Origin of the sequence: Streptomyces sp. NBC_00080, assembly GCF_045041255.1 — a bacterium.
Taxonomy (GTDB): domain Bacteria; phylum Actinomycetota; class Actinomycetes; order Streptomycetales; family Streptomycetaceae; genus Streptomyces; species Streptomyces coriariae.
Window position 1 is genome coordinate 78,309 of record NZ_CP108235.1, and the last position, 14,578, is coordinate 92,886.

General features: G+C 70.8%; 13 protein-coding genes. 3 read left to right on the forward strand and 10 right to left on the reverse strand.

Annotated elements, in window-relative coordinates; genetic code table 11:
* Positions 1–29 precede the first annotated feature (29 nt).
* Both OHU34_RS00350 and OHU34_RS00355 read right to left on the reverse strand, forming a co-directional pair.
* Entirely contained in the window at positions 30–1,187 is a 1,158-nt protein-coding gene (locus OHU34_RS00350) for a ScyD/ScyE family protein (protein ID WP_405764019.1), read from the reverse strand.
* Between the two features lie 297 nt (positions 1,188–1,484).
* Positions 1,485–2,639, reverse strand: a complete 1,155-nt coding sequence (locus tag OHU34_RS00355) for a ScyD/ScyE family protein (protein ID WP_405764021.1) — start codon at positions 2,637–2,639, stop codon at positions 1,485–1,487.
* A gap of 464 nt (positions 2,640–3,103) precedes the next feature.
* Between OHU34_RS00355 and OHU34_RS00360 the strand changes: the two genes are divergently transcribed.
* Entirely contained in the window at positions 3,104–4,285 is a 1,182-nt protein-coding gene (locus OHU34_RS00360) for a ScyD/ScyE family protein (protein ID WP_142270687.1), read from the forward strand.
* Positions 4,286–4,363: 78 nt separating this feature from the next.
* Here OHU34_RS00360 and OHU34_RS00365 read toward each other — a convergent pair whose 3' ends face one another.
* From OHU34_RS00365 to OHU34_RS00390, 6 genes are all read right to left on the reverse strand, one after another.
* Entirely contained in the window at positions 4,364–5,230 is an 867-nt protein-coding gene (locus OHU34_RS00365) for an RNA polymerase sigma-70 factor (RefSeq protein ID WP_142270688.1), read from the reverse strand.
* Positions 5,231–5,234: 4 nt separating this feature from the next.
* Positions 5,235–5,804 (reverse strand): carboxymuconolactone decarboxylase family protein, encoded by a 570-nt coding sequence (locus OHU34_RS00370; RefSeq protein WP_142270689.1) that lies wholly within the window; start codon positions 5,802–5,804, stop codon positions 5,235–5,237.
* Between the two features lie 204 nt (positions 5,805–6,008).
* On the reverse strand, positions 6,009–7,031 hold the full coding sequence (locus OHU34_RS00375) for a ParB/RepB/Spo0J family partition protein (protein WP_405764024.1): 1,023 nt from the start codon (positions 7,029–7,031) through the stop codon (positions 6,009–6,011).
* Positions 7,032–7,406: 375 nt separating this feature from the next.
* Entirely contained in the window at positions 7,407–8,246 is an 840-nt protein-coding gene (locus OHU34_RS00380; protein ID WP_142270691.1) for a nuclear transport factor 2 family protein, read from the reverse strand.
* 78 nt (positions 8,247–8,324) lie between these two features.
* Positions 8,325–9,203 (reverse strand): aromatic prenyltransferase, encoded by an 879-nt coding sequence (locus tag OHU34_RS00385; RefSeq protein ID WP_142270692.1) that lies wholly within the window; start codon positions 9,201–9,203, stop codon positions 8,325–8,327.
* Positions 9,204–9,402: 199 nt separating this feature from the next.
* Positions 9,403–9,699: a hypothetical protein gene (locus OHU34_RS00390; protein WP_142270693.1), complete on the reverse strand. Its 297-nt coding sequence runs from the start codon at positions 9,697–9,699 to the stop codon at positions 9,403–9,405.
* 677 nt (positions 9,700–10,376) lie between these two features.
* Between OHU34_RS00390 and OHU34_RS00395 the strand changes: the two genes are divergently transcribed.
* Positions 10,377–10,925 (forward strand): hypothetical protein, encoded by a 549-nt coding sequence (locus tag OHU34_RS00395; protein WP_405764026.1) that lies wholly within the window; start codon positions 10,377–10,379, stop codon positions 10,923–10,925.
* Positions 10,922–11,104: a hypothetical protein gene (locus tag OHU34_RS00400; protein WP_142270695.1), complete on the forward strand. Its 183-nt coding sequence runs from the start codon at positions 10,922–10,924 to the stop codon at positions 11,102–11,104. Before OHU34_RS00395 ends, OHU34_RS00400 begins: the two co-directional genes overlap by 4 nt.
* 78 nt (positions 11,105–11,182) lie before the next feature.
* Here the strand turns inward: OHU34_RS00400 and pcaB are convergent, their stop codons facing one another.
* Positions 11,183–12,610, reverse strand: a complete 1,428-nt coding sequence (gene pcaB / locus OHU34_RS00405) for a 3-carboxy-cis,cis-muconate cycloisomerase (RefSeq protein ID WP_405764028.1) — start codon at positions 12,608–12,610, stop codon at positions 11,183–11,185.
* Positions 12,600–14,549, reverse strand: a complete 1,950-nt coding sequence (locus OHU34_RS00410) for an FAD/NAD(P)-binding domain-containing protein (protein ID WP_142270697.1) — start codon at positions 14,547–14,549, stop codon at positions 12,600–12,602. The genes pcaB and OHU34_RS00410 overlap by 11 nt, the downstream gene beginning before the upstream one ends.
* Between the last annotated feature and the right edge of the window lie 29 nt (positions 14,550–14,578).

Consider the following 14,578-nt stretch of genomic DNA (forward strand, 5'->3'; position numbering starts at 1 on the left):
CAGGCTCGGGCGGCCCGGGGGGAAGCAGGTCAGCGGGCCGGGAACTTCAGGAGTTCGCCGCTGGTGCCCAGGGCGTTGTTGGTGACGTAGATGTCACCGCGCGGGCCGACGGCCACGCCCAGCGGCACGGTCAGGCGGTTGCCGGTGTCGATCGGGGTGAGGGCGCCCGTCTTCTTGTTGATCCGGGTCAGCGCGCCGGGCAGCGGGGCGGTCGAGGTGCCGGTGTTGTAGGACAGGGCGATCAGGTCGCCGTCGGGGGCCAGGGCGAGGTCGATGACGTCGGTCAGGCCGGTGGCGAAGACGGTCGGCGAACTGCCGGGGACATAACGCCAGACACGGCCGAGGCCCTGCCGCAGGGCGCTCATGTCGGAGATGTAGAAGGCGCCGTCGTGGCCGCGCACGATGCCGGTCGGCACCGCCTGGGCCTGTCCGGCCGGGGTCAGGGGCCGGACGGCCGAAGCGGCGGCGGGCAGCACGTTGTTGGGGAAGACGAACTCGGTCGTGGTGGTGCCGTCGGGGTGGACCCGGATCAGGTCGTTGGCGCCGGCGTCGGTGACCAGGAAGTCACGGCCGTCGCGGGCGAAGTCGGCCGGGTTGGAGAAGACCTCGTTGTTGCCGGTCACGGAGTCGGGGTCGTGGCGGGCCTCGTGCTCGGCCAGGTCCCCCAGCACCTTGCCCCGTGCGATGCTCAGCGTGCCGAGCGGCCCGCTGCCCGCGCCGAGCGCCGCACGGTCCGCGGGCAGGCCGCTGAGGCCGTAGACCACCCGGTAGGCGCCGTTGCGGCCGGCTTCGGACCGCAGTGCTCCGGTGACCAGGCTGGAGCCGTCGGTGCGGTAGATCAGCTCGGAGGGCAGGCCGGTGACGACACGGCTCTGCCGGGAGCCCTTGACCCGGTAGAGGGAGCCGGTGAAGCCCAGGCACCGGGTGATGGCGCCGGGCGACGCCGTGCAGGGGGTGGCCGGGCCGCTGCCGGCCTCCGCGACCAGGACCGAGCCGTCGGGCTGCACCGTGACGCCCCGCGGGTTGTGCAGGCCGCTCGCCACCACCACGGGCGCCGCGGCCTTGGGCGGGTGGGCGGCGGACGCGGCCCGGGTCCCGGCCTGGGCCGGGATCACCGTCGCCGTGAGGCTGCCCACGACCGCCGCCGCCAGGAAGGCCCCCGCCCAGGACTTGGATGCTTTCGACATGTCACTCCTCAACTCGGCACGCCCCCCACAAGAAGTGGGTGAATTCAACCGGCGGTCACCATAGGCGCAGGAGTTGACCGGAACGCACTGTGCAACATCGGAAAGGGGGATGTGGGCGCACCGGCCGCACGGGCAGGAATCGGTAACCGTCCGGCTCCGTGCGCCGGGTGAGGGCGGAGTGCGGACGAACGGATTCCGTGCGTGGTCCGGAGAGCGGCTCCCCCGCCTTGCGCGGCGTGGCCGCCGGTGTATTGCGCGGTGGGTGCCGTGGTGGCGGGGAAAGGGCAGCTGTACCGGTCAGCGGGCCGGGAATTTCAGGAGCTGGCCGCTGGTGCCGAGTACGTTGTTGGTGACGTAGATGTCACCGTTGCGGCTGACGGTCACGCCCGCGGGCATATTCAGGCGGTTGCCGGTGTCGATCGGGGTGAGGGCGCCCGTCTTCTTGTTGATCCGGGTCAGCGCGCCGGGGCCCGGGTCGGCCGGCGGGAGCGAGGTCCTGGTGCCGTAGGACAGGGCGATCAGGTCGCCGTTGGGGGCCAGGGCGAGGTCGGTGACGTCGGTCAGGCCGGTGGCGAAGACGGTCGGCCGGCTGCCGGGAACGTAGCGCCAGACACGGCTGAGGCCCTCGTGCATGCCGCCCATGGTGGCGAGGTAGAAGGCGCCGTCGCGGCCGCGCACGATGCCGGTCGGCACCGCCTCGGTCTGGCCGGCCGGTGCCAGCGGCTGACCGGCCGGGGAGGCGGCGGGCAGGATGCTGTTGGGGAAGACGAACTCGGTCGTGGTGGTGCCGTCGGGGTGGACCCGGATCAGGGTGTTGGCGGCGGCGTCGGTGACCAGGAAGTCGCGGCCGTCCCTGGCGAAGTTGTGCGGGTTGGAGAAGACCTCGTTGTTGCCGAGCACGGAGTCGGGGTCGAGCCGGCCCTCGTGGTCGGCGAGGTCCCCCAGGGCCCTGCCGCCCGCGATGCTCAGTGTGCCCAGCGGCGCCGCGTCCGGGCCGAGGGCCGCACGGATGGCGGGGGTGCCGTTCAGGCCGTAGACCACACGGTAGGTGCCCTTCGCGGTGGCCTCGGCCTGGATCGCCCCGTTGACCGCGGTGCTGCCGTCGGCCCGGACGCCCATCTCGGAGGGCAGGCCGGTGACGACACGGCCCTGCCGGGAGCCCTTCACCCGGTAGAGGGAGCCGGTGAGGCCCAGGCACCGGGTGCCCGGCGTCGTGCAGGGGCCTCCCGAGCCGTTGCCGGCCTCCGTCACCAGGACCGAGCCGTCGGCCTGGACCCGGACCGCGCGCGGGTTGTGCAGGCCGCTCGCCACCACCACGGGCGCGGCCTTGGGCGGGTGGGCGGCGGGCGCGGCCCGGGTCCCGGCCTGGGCCGGGATCGCCGTCGCCGTGAGGCCGGCCGCAACGGCCGCCGCGAGGAAGGCCCCCGCCCAGGACTTGGATGCTTTCGACATGTCACTCCTCAACTTGGCACGCCCTCCGCGAGTCAGGGGCGAATCCAACCGGCGGTCACCATAGACGCAGGAGTTCACCGGAACGCAGTGTGCGACACCGGACATTCCGCGGTTGAACACTGGCCACCGAGGCTGAAATCAGCAACCCTTCAACTCCGAGCAGCAACTCGCCTCCTTTCACGCGAAAGGCGGCGCCCCGTGCGGCAACGTGCGCGGTAATCCGCGGGCTTGTGTGTCTGTGCAAGGCGGAGAGTTGTTCACCCGAGCCGCTCCGGAATCCTGTCGTCCGCGCTGTGTCCTTGTCTGCGCACGGCGCAGAAGGGCCACTGGTTCTTCATCTCCGTGGCCGCAGGTAATCGCGGAATCCGCGATGTTGCACACCGCGTTCCGGCAGAACTCTCGTATTTGTGGTGTCGCCGGTTGGATTCGTCCCTGACTGCGGGGGCGTCAAGTTGAGGAGTGTCATGTCGAAAGCATCCAAGTCCTGGGCGGGGGCCTTCCTGGCGGCGGCGGTCGTGGCCGGCCTCACGGCGACGGTGGTCCCGGCCCAGGCCTCGGCCGGCTCGCAGGCGCCCAGGGCCGCGGCCGCCCCCGTGGTCCTGGCGAGCGGTCTGCACAACCCGCGGGGCGTGCGGGTCCAGGCCGACGGCTCGGTCGTGGTGACCGAGGTCGGCAGCGGCTCGGGGGCCCCCTGCGCGGCACCGCCGGTCGGTGCCCCCCTGGCCCGGTGCCTGGGCTTCACCGGCTCCCTCTACCAGGTGAAGGGCTCCACGCAGAGCCGTATCGTCACCGGTCTGCCCTCCGAGCAGATCGTCCGCAGCGACGGCCTCACCCGCGTCAACGGGGCGATCCAGAGCGAGGCGACCGCGAAGGGCGCCTACCGTGTGGTCTACGGCCTCAGCGGCGTCCCCGCGGACCGTGCGGCGCTCGGCGCGGACGCGGCGCCGCTGGGCACGCTGAGCATCGCGGGCGGCAGGGTGCTGGGGGACCTGGCCGACCACGAGGGCCGGCTCGACCCGGACTCCGTGCTCGGCAACAACGACGTCTTCTCCAACCCGCACGACTTCGCCCGGGACGGCAAGGACTTCCTGGTCACCGACGCCGCCGGCAACACCCTGATCCGGGTCCACCCCGACGGCACCACCACGACCGAGTTCGTCTTCCCCAACAACGTGCTGCCGGCCGCCGCTTCGGCCTCCGGTGCGCAGTCGTCCGCCGACGCCACGGTGCTGGCGGCGCCGGCCGGACAGACCGAGGCGGTGCCGACCGGCATTGTGCGCGGCCGCGACGGGGCGTTCTACATCTCCACCATGAGCGGCATGAACAAGGACCTCACCCGTATCTGGCGCTATGTGCCCGGCAGTGCGCCGACCGTCTTCGTCAGCGGTCTGACCGACGTCATCGACCTCGCCCTGGCCCCCAACGGCGACCTGATCGCACTGTCCTACGGCACCGGCCCGGCGTCCGCCCTGGGTCCCGGTGCGCTGACCCGGATCAACAAGAAGACGGGCGCCCTCACCCCGATCGACACCGGCAGCCGGCTGAAGGTGCCCTTCGGGCTGGACGTCAGCGCGAACGGTGACGTCTACGTCACCAACGACATCGACACCACCGGCGAGCTGCTGAAGTTCCCGGCCGCCGTCTGACCCGGCCGCCGGTGGACCGCCCGCTGCTCTTGCGGCGGGCGGTCCGCTGCCGTGGGGCCGGCCGGGTACGGGCGGCGGCTACCGGGCGAGTTCGGCCGGTTCGTCGATCCGGGTCAGCTTGCGCGGGTTGCGCACCACGTAGACCCGGGTGACCCGCCCGTTCTCCACCTCGAGGCTCACCGCGGCCGGCTCGCCGTCGAACTCGATACGGCCCGCCGGCGCGCCGTTGAACCACACGGCCGTCGTCTCGAACGCGGCCACCACCCGGTTCGCGCGGGCGAGCAGCTCCGCCACCGGCTGGGCGCCGTGGACCGGAGCCAGCACGGCGGCGACCAGTCCGCCGCCATCGGCGACCAGGACCACGTCCGGCGCCAAGACCTCCAGCAGTTCGTGCAGTTTCCCGGTGCGCAGCGCGGCCAGGAACCGCTCGAGCACGGCCTGCTGCTCCGACCGGCTCACCTGCACCCGTGGCCGCCGGGCGGCCACGTGTTCGCGGGCCCGCCGGGCGATCTGCCGCACCGCGGCCGCGGATTTACCGATGGCCTCGGCGATCTCGCCGTAGGGCATGTCGAAGACCTCGCGGAGTACGAACACCGCCCGCTCCGTCGGCCCGAGCGTCTCGAGCACGGTCAGCATGGCGATGGAGACGCTCTCCGCGAGTTCGACGTCCTCGGCGACGTCGGGGCTGGTCAGCAGCGGCTCCGGCAGCCACTCGCCGACGTATTCCTCACGGCTGCGTGACAGTGTCCGCAGCCGGTTGAGCGCCTGCCGCGTGACCACGCGGACGAGGTACGCCCGCGGATCACGCACCTGTAAGGGATCGACATCGGCCCATCGCAGCCAGGATTCCTGGAGCACATCCTCCGCGTCGGCCGCCGACCCGAGCATCTCGTAGGCGACGGTGAAGAGCAGGCTGCGATGGACGACGAACGGATCATCGGTCATGGCGTCATGCTACGGCCGGGCTCTGCGCACGCTGGGCCAGCGGAATCTCGCACGACTCGGAGTAGCCCTGCGAGGTGATGCCGTGCGCCGTGTTGATCCTGGTGGCCAGGTTGGCGTAGCCGATGAACACGGTGAGCTCGACCAGCGCCGCGGCGCCGAGCCGCTCCAGCAGGCTCGCCGACAGCTCGTCGGTGACGGTCGGCGGCGTGTTCGTCATGGCCTCGGCGTATTCCATGACGTCCCGCTCGAGCGGGGTGAAGACGTCCGATTCCCGCCAGCGCGGGATCTGGCTCGCCTTGTTCATGTCGAGGTTCTGGTGCTGTGCCGCGAAGTAGTTGATGTCGAGGCACCAGCTACAGCCGACCTGCGCCGCGACGGCCATGTGGGCGAATGTCTTCAGGCCCGCGTCGGCGTAGTCCCACTGGGCCACCTTGCCGGAGAATTCCTGGTTGTCCAGGGCGACGTCGGGGGCGTTGTACACCACCTCGACGGGCTCGGGCACGGCGCCGAGCTGCTTGAGCAGGCTTTCCCGCAGCTCGGTGGGGAGCTCTACCTTGGGGATACGCGGTGTCATGGTGTTCTCCTCGATCGGGTGGCCTGTCGGCCTGTGCGGCATGAAGACACCGCCCGGCCCGCGAATGTGACATCCGCGGCCGGTCGGCCGGTCCCCCGCCGGCTTCCCGGGTGCGGGCCCGGCGGGACGGGGTGGGGTGGGTGCGGTGGCGGCGGCGGTGGTGTGTCCGCCGCCCGGTCGGCGCGTGTGCGGTGTGCGCGGGGGTTATTCGGCGCGCTGCTGGAGCTGTGCCGCCAGTTCGCTCCAGGCGGCCGCGCAGCTACGGGCCAGGTCGGCGACCTCGGGGGCCCAGTGACAGGGCAGTCCCTGCTCGAGGGTCTCGATGCTGTCGCCGTCGACGGAGTAGTGGTGCAGCCAGCGCAGGGCGCGCCGGCCGGCTTCGTTGAGCCGCAGGGAGGGGTCCTCGCTGAGCTTGGCGAGCAGCTTCTGACGGTCCACCGGAGCGGCTTCGCGGTCGGCGGGGGCGGCGGGCGGGCGCGGGCGGTTCGTGGCGGCGGGCCGGGGGTCGCGGACGCTGCGGTAGCGGCCCGGGACGGGGTCTTCTCCGCGGTCGATGCGCTGGCGCACGTCGCGCACGGTGGCCGGGGAGAGCCCGGTGGCGCGGGCGACCTCGCGCAGGCCGGCGTCGGGCCGGTCGAGGAAGATCGCTGCGGCGCGGCGGCGGCCCTGGCCGCTGTCGACGGGGCGCATCCGGCCGTCCCGGCCGAGTCTGGTGCCGGACTGCCCGCTGTGTTGCGCGGCGGTCTGCGAACGGATGCGGGAGACGGTCTTGTCGGAGATCCCGGTGGCGGCGGCGACCGCGCGGTCCGACCACCGCGGGTGGGTCAGGATGATGCGTGCCGCCGCGGCCGCCCGGTCGGCCCGCGACAGCGGCAGACCGTGGGTGATGTTGGCCTTCACGGACAGGACGAAGGCGGCGGCCTCGTCGCAGTCCAGCAGCCGGGCGGCGATCCCGGCCCGGCCGTTGAGCAGGGCCGCGCGCACCCGGTGGGCGCCGTCGATGACGCGCAGGGTGGGGCGGTGCACGGTGATGGGGGGCAGGGCGTCCCCGGCCTCGGCGAGCATCCGTACGTGGTCCTGGTCCTCCCCGTCCAGGCGGGGGGAGTCCTCGAAGACGAGCGAGCCGATCCGGACGCGGGTGATCGGGTGCGAGGCGATCCAGATGGCCGACGGTTCGATCTCGTCGAGATCGGCGGTCGGACAGGTCAACTGCTCGGTCAGAGACAACGTGCACCTCCTGACAGCAATGCGGAAGCGGAGCCATATTTCCGGTGGCTGAGTTATTCGGATCCGTGCTGGAGGGTGCAGGCCCTGACATGTTCAGTGAATGGGGCTGTCATGTGTGTTCCGTTCCCCCGTTGTTGCGCAGATCCCCCGATGTGTGCCTATACGTGACTGGGGGCACTGGGAGATTTCCACGGGCGATCGGGGGTGTCAATGTTCTTTCTACCGGAGTGAGAGCGATCGTCTAGCGGTGGGTGAGTTTCTCTTTCACCGTCAAAAACCGCTGAAGGGGAGCTGGAGATTCCGTCGAGGATCCGGCTTGCGGCGGCTGAGTCCCCTGCCGCACGGGCGGGAACGGTGCTGCCGCACACGCCGGTTTCACCGGAGCGTGTCGAGGACGTCCTGGAAGCGGCGCGGGTCGACGTAGTCGTGGAAGGCGCTGATCAGCCCGTCCCGGAAGCGGAGGACCGCGATGGCGTCGTTGGTGTACTCCGCTCCGCCGGCGAGTGTCGCGCGGATCCTGTACTGCACGCAGACCGCGTCGGAGCCCACGGCGGGGTGGACACCGGTCAGTTCGGTGCCGAACGTCTCGTACGCCGCGAAGAGTTCGCGGTAGGCGGCGACGATCTCGTCCTTGCCCTCGATCGTGGACGGGCTTCCCTGCGGGGAGTACGGCACGGTGATCGTGCCCTGTCCGTGCCACAGTTCGCCCCACGCGTCGAGATCCTTGGCGTTCAGCAGCTCGAAGAACCGGTGTGCCGTGCCGATCGTGGCGGAGAAGAGGCCCAGGAACGCGGCGGTGTCGACGTATTCCGTGAACTCGGCGATCCGGTCGTGCTCCAGCCGGAAGATCGACGCTCCCCGGTTGCGGTAGGTGCCTCCGCCGAGCAGTTCGATCTCCAGTGTCCAGGTGGCCAGCACCCGTCGGGGGTCGCCCATCGGTTCGGCGTCCCAGGTGAACCGCGTCTTGCCGAAGAGGGCGAAGAACTGGCGGAGTCCGGCCACGATGGCGTCCCGCCCGGCGAATTCGCCGGGAACGCCGTACGGGGTGACGGGAACCCGGTACACGGCGTCCGCCGTCCACAGTTCCGCGAACGCGTCGAGGTCCTTGGCCTCCAGGGCCGTGTAGAAGGCGTGCACGACGCGGACGGCGTGCCGGCGCCGTACGTCCGGGTCCGCCGGCCGCGGCAGGCCGGTGTCATCATGTCGGTCGGTCATGGGCTCGATGATCTCCTTGCCGTGAGAAGGGTCTGGCGGTTCGGGGATCTCGCGCCCCTCGTCTTCGCGGGCCGGCTGTCACCTGAGGATTTTCCGCAGAACCTCCCACTGAAGCGGGCCGAATTGGAAGTACGATCCGACGTTGAACCATTCGCCGTCGGGCGACCACTTGACGATCGAGATGCTGAAACGCTCGCCGTCGTAGGTGTACGGAGTGCCTGTCACGAACCGTGTGATCTCCGGCTCGACACGGGCCTGGATCACCGGCAGGTCCAGGCTCCGGGCAAAGCTGATCCGCTCGATCTTCGAAGAGTCCCAGCCGAGGGTGACGTAGACCCTAAACGTCTTGGCGGCGGACTCCACCAGTTCCTGCTCCGGTTCCGGCAGGCCCAGCTCCTGAAGCATTGAAAGAATGACCTTCGGTTCTATGCCGGGGACCTGGAAGTACAGATTCGTCGTGCTGTTCCGGTAGTCGATCGCGATCATCGCGACGTCGTCCAGGCCGTGCCGGGCGAAGAATCCGGCGTTCTCGGCCAGCGCGGGCGGAATGGAGGGGACGGCGGCGAGCTGTGCCACCGACTGCACGTCACGGGGGAAGTGCACATAGACCTTGTTGAACCCGCCGACGACTCCGAAGTCGATGAGGTACTCGTCGATGGAGCACCGGTCTCGGAGGTCCGCGAGCAGGGAGCCGACGGGGTGGTCGGTCGGGTCGAGAAAGCCGTTCGCCAGCGCGTGGGCGTAGGGATCGGCGATCCGTCGGGGCACCTGGACGGTGAGGTCGAGGTCTCCCGCGTGGCGCTCGCCCGCCGACGCGCTGAAAATGACCCCGCCCTCGAACGGTGCGAAGGCGGTGAGGATCGGCCCGACCGTGTCACGCGAGCAGGGCACGTCCAGCAGTCCGGCCGCTTCCTCGATGGCTGTGCGGACCTCTTCCACGCCGGCAGTTCCGGGCATTCTTCCTCCAAGTGTCGGCATGAACCCTTACTCGAACAGGGATGTGACGATCCGTCCTCCCGAAAGAAGGACGGGCGGCGGGGGCCGCCCGGGCGGGCGGGCGCGCCGGGGGCTTGCAGGCCTCACCCTAGGAACGGCTGATCCCACAAGCCCCGTACGCACTACGGAACTTCGAGCTCACCTTCAGCGGCGCTCCGGCTCACGCCGCCGCGACGCCCTGGGCGCTCTGCCGCTCCTGGCGCTCCTGCTCGGCCGCGTACACCGCGAGGAAGGCCGCGAGTTCCCGCACCCCGTCGCCACCCGCCGCGAACACGGTCACCGGGACGCTCCGGCCGGTCCCCGCCGACAGTGTGCTGTACGCGCGCAGCGCGGCGGCCGCCAGTGCGCCCGGCGGGCGGTGGGCGCGGTCCGGGTCGGCGCCGGCCATGGCGAGGGCCTCGGCCCGCGCCCGGGAGGCGAACTCGGCCTTGTGCGCGGGCGGCTGCGAGATCGGCATGGCGGCGCTCCTCGGCGTGTTCGGAGGCGGGTGCAGCGTCTTCCCTTGAGCGGACGCGGGTGCGGGCGGACGCGGGTACGGCGTGCGGGTACGGGGGGCGGGAATGACGCCGGCGGCGGTGTGACGGCGACGGCCGGACCAGGGCATCTTCGAAAAGATCACGGCACCGGCCGCGGGCGGCGATCGGCGGCGAAAAGGGAAATTTCCAGCTGCTAGATTATCGCTCTCGTCCTGCTGGGGTGAACGTTGACACCCTTGAGCACCCATGGAACTCTCCCAGTAATCCCAGAGATTCGCATGGACAAGCGTTGGAAGGGGCTGCGCAGTACGGGGGAACGGAACGCGCAGAGCAGTCCTGCCCGCACAACGCGTCTGGGCCTGCGCCCGCCGGAACGGAACAGGAACCTTTCCGAGATTCTCCGGACGGGCCCGTTTCATGTACATCCGCGACGTCTTCCAGTGGTCTCGGCGTGCGGATCATGAAATATCACCCACTCCCCCGGGGTGCCGATAACGCATCGACTGCGCAGCAATCCGCATGGAATACGTGCGATCCATGACGATTGCGGGGCGAGCCGTCTCATGAAGGAGATTCAATGGAGTTTCAGTCATGCCCCAGGGGCCATGCCCAGGATATCCGTGCCGCTGCCGGATCCGTCCTCTGCGCCCCTTGCATCATGCAGGTGGAGCGTCACTTGCGCGCGCTTCCCGGGCTCCATCAGGAATGTCTGCACCACGTAGCGTCGACGTCCCGGCGGATGAACAATCCGACGAAAGTTTCGGGGAGCCGCAGGCGGGATCATCTGAATGTTTCCGCGCTCGACACCCGGCACAACATTCTCGCCATCCTGGAGTCATGGTCGGAAATCATCGTGGAGGAGCTCGAAACCGTTTTTCCGACCCGCTCCGTTCCGCATCTCGCACGTTTTCTGACAGTCAACCTGGAATGGCTCGCCGCCCAGCCTCCGGCGGCGGACTTCGCGGACGAGGTCGAGAGTCTCCACGCCGAGCTGCTGCGCACCATCGATCCTGAGCCGGGCCATCTCCGTGCCCTGATCAGGGAGTGCGTCATGGACAACTGCCCGGGGATCATCAGCGCGTCGCCGCCGGGCGGCGGGAGTGCGGTACGGAGCAGCATCAGCTGTTCGTCTGGACATTCATGGGAGATGCACGAGTGGCTTGCCCTGCGGCATCTCATGAATAGGCAGCGAAAGGATGCCGCATGAACAGACCGCCACGCCACAGGCTCGTGCCGACGAATGTGGCCGCCCTCGCCGCGGGTGTGTCCGAGGCGACCATCCGGAAGTGGGTGAGCCGGGGGAAGATCACCCGCTACGGGACGCCGGGTCGCTCGGAGTTCGACATAGAGGAGCTCACGGAGATCGCTCTGCAGCGTCGGCACTGACCCGGCCGGGTTCCCGGCCGGGCTCTCCTTTTCCGGGCGCCGCCCGGGCCGGGCCGGCCTGTGCTGTGCTGCGCGGTGCTAGGGCAGTGACCGGGACAACGCGCGCTCCGTCAGGGGGCCTGCGGCCCCGGTGTAGGCCTCGGCCGCGAACAGGTCGGTGAGCGGGACGCCTGCCAGGGCGGCCGACGCCCGGTCGTCCTGCCCGAGGATCTCGGCCAGCGGTTCGCCGGTGCGCGCGGAGCGTGCGGATGCCTCGTTCAGCAGGTCCCGTGCCCGCGCCTTTCCGAGCAGCGGCGCGAGGACGGCGGCGATCCTCTCGGAGACGATCTGTCCGCCGGTGATCTCGGTGTTGGCGCGCATGCGTGCCGTGTCCACCGAGAGCTGGGAGACGAGGTCCGCCGTCTGGTGCGCCGCTCCTCCGGTCAGCCGCAGAAGGGCGCGCAGCGGCTCCCATTCGGCGTGCCAGGCGCCGGCGGAGCGCTCGTCCTCGCTCAGCATGCAGCCCAGTACGGTCGCCGCGAGCTGCGGTGTCTGCAAGGCGGCGGATCTGATCACCGTCGCCAGGACGGGGTTGCGTTTGTGCGGCATGGCCGAGGACGCGCCGCGGCCCGGGGGCGCGGGCTCGTGCACCTCGGCGACCTCGGTGCGGGTCATCGACAGCACGTCGACGGCGATCTTACCCAGGGCGCCGCAGGTGAACGCGGCGGCGGTGGCCACGTCCACCACGGGGGTGCGCAGGACGTGCCATGGGATGAGGGGGGCGGACAGCCCCAGTTCGGCGGCGAAGGCCTCGGTGAGGTCCTGGACGTAGGCGGCGGGTTCGGCGTCCTGGGCGTGCTGGAGGTATCCGGCCAGGGTCCCGGCGGCTCCGCCGAGTTGGACGGGAAGGTCCCCGCCGGTGAGCCGGTCCAGTTTCTGTGCCGCGTCCAGGACGAGGTGGCGCCAGCCGGCGGCCTTGCAGCCGAACGTCGTCGGCACCGCGTGCAGGGCCAGGGTGCGGCCTGTCATGAGGGTGTCGCGGTGTTCGCCGGCGAGTGCGGCCAGCGACTGCTCGATGCGTTCCAGGTCGGTGCGGATCAGCAGCAGGGCGCGGCGGGCCACCAGGACGGTCGCCGTGTCGAGGATGTCCTGGCTGGTGGATCCGCGGTGCACGTAGGCGGCGGCGTCGGGATCCCGGGCCGCGACCAGTGCGGTGAACTCGCGGACCAGCGCCACCACGGGGTTGGCGGACTGGCGGGCCTGGCGGGCCAGGGACATCAGGTCCAGGTGGTCGGCGCGTGCCGAGCGGGTGATCACCTGTGCGGCGGTCTCGGGCACCGTGCCGAGGCGGGCCTGTGCCCGGCTCAGTGCCGCCTCGGCGTCCAGCATGGCCTGTAGCCAGGCACTGTCGGAGACCGCGGCCACGACGGGGGTGTCTGCCCAGACCGGCGAGAACAGGCCGCAGTCCGGCTGCGCCGCGGCCGGGCCGGCGGCGGTGTCCGCGGGGAGGGCGGTGTCACTGGGCATGTGCGAGTCCTTGTCCGGCGGGAGCGTCCTGTCCGTGTGCGCCGTCGCGGCCGAGCGCCGCGCGGGCGATGGCGTCGGCGTCGGTGAGTGTCACCGAGTTGACGCCGGGCCGGATGCCGGCGGCCGTCACCCAGTGCACCGACTCCGTGGGCACGCCGAAGGCGAAGCGGCGGGGGTGGGCGCGTCCGGCGGCGTCGATCAGGCGGAACGGCCGTTCGGTGACGGCCATGCCCTCGGTGCGGTAGGGGTCTCCCGTGCGGGTGCGGATACGGTAGGCGGTGCACTGTCCGGTGGCCAGCAGGTGGCGCAGGAGGGTGTCGTCGGTGCGGTTCAGTGTGATCACGGGCAGGCGTGCCTCGACAAGTGCGTCGACGTGGACCGCGGAGCGGGGCACGAGCGGTGAACTGGCGGTGTATCCGGTGCGGTCGACGCTCACCTGGATGTCCGGTCCGACGATCCGCAGGGTGTCGGCCTCGATGAGTGCCGCCATCTCCTCGATGCGCCGGGCCGGTGGGCCGATCGACAGGTGTGCGTTGAGTGGGGTGTACCAGCCGTCCAGGTCGGTGCGGTAGGAGTCGCCGTGCAGGCCGCCGTGGTCGACGGCCAGGCGGATCTCGTTGCGCAGGTCCCGCAGGACGTCGAGGGCCGCCTTGCGCGGGCCGCTGACGTTGCCGGACTTAGCTTCCGCGGCGTCCTGGCGCAGGTAGTCCAGGAGCCAGCCGGTGAAGTCCCGCGGGCCGGTGAACTCCCGGTTGCGGTAGGGCTTGGCGAGCAGTTCCCAGTCCCAGCGGTCCTTGTCGCCGATGCCGTACGCGTCGAGGACGGCGTCGGTGTGCCGCTGTCCCCAGCCGGCTCCCAGGTAGTCGGCCTGGAACCGCTGCGCGTGGGAGGTGTCTCCGCGTGACCTGAGCAGCGTTGCGTAGTAGACGGCTTCGACCTCGCGGGAGATCAGCGGCCACAGGTCGGCCTTGAAGTCGGCTCCGGAGCCGGCGTGGGTACGGCGCAGCCGGGTGATGCGTTCGACGGTGAGCAGGAGCGGCTCGTGGCGGCCGTGGGGGCCCTTCTCGTTCTCACCCCGGGCCTGGTAGGGGATGCCGCGCCGGGAGCCGGCGTGGATCAGGGGTTCCTGTCCGGAGGCGTGGTAGGTGAGCCGGCCGCCGACCTGGGTGAAGGAGCCGCCGCGGCCGACGGTGAGCTGGGCGAGGTAGTCGAAGAAGTTCAGTCCGAGTCCGCGCAGCAGCACCTTCGTGCCGGGGGCCAGGACGTCCAGGTCGACGTCGGCGGGGTTGGCCGGGGGGATGTGGCGCAGTCCTTGCCGGCGTACCTGGGAGAGCAGTTCCTGTTCGGCGGTGTCCGGGCGGGCCGGCAGATGTCCCTGGCACAGGATCACGGCGTCGAGATCCTCCAGGAGGGTTCCGTCGGCGAGCGTTACCCGCTGGTGCGGGCCGCCGGGGACGTCGTCCAGGGCCACGGCGCGGCAGCGGTGGGCGGTGACGCTGAGGCCGGCGGGCGCACCGTCGACGATGCGCCGGTAGGCCCAGCGCAGGTAGTGGCCGTAGAAGGCGCGGGTGGGGTAGGTGTCGGGGCCTAGGGCGCGGGCTTCTTGGAGGACGTGTGCCGGGTGGCCGTCGCCCGTCGTGTTCTCGGTGAGTGCCACGGCCCATTCGTGCAGGCTCGGTCCGGGTTCCAGCGGGCCGCGCAGGTCGACGCTGGCGTCGGTGAACACCGATATCTGTCCGGCGACGGTGTTCATGAGCAGGTGAGGGGACTGGTCCGTGCGCCATACCCGGCCGGGTCCCGGCGGGTAGGGGTCGACCACGTGGACGTGGACGGTGCTGTCCGGGGGCGCCGAACGGGCGTTGGCGGCCAGCCGCTCGAGCACGCAGAGCCCGCGCGGTCCGGCACCTATCACGCACACCGTTCGATGTTCCGCTGTCATGTCTACCGTTTCTGCCGATGTCGGGCAAC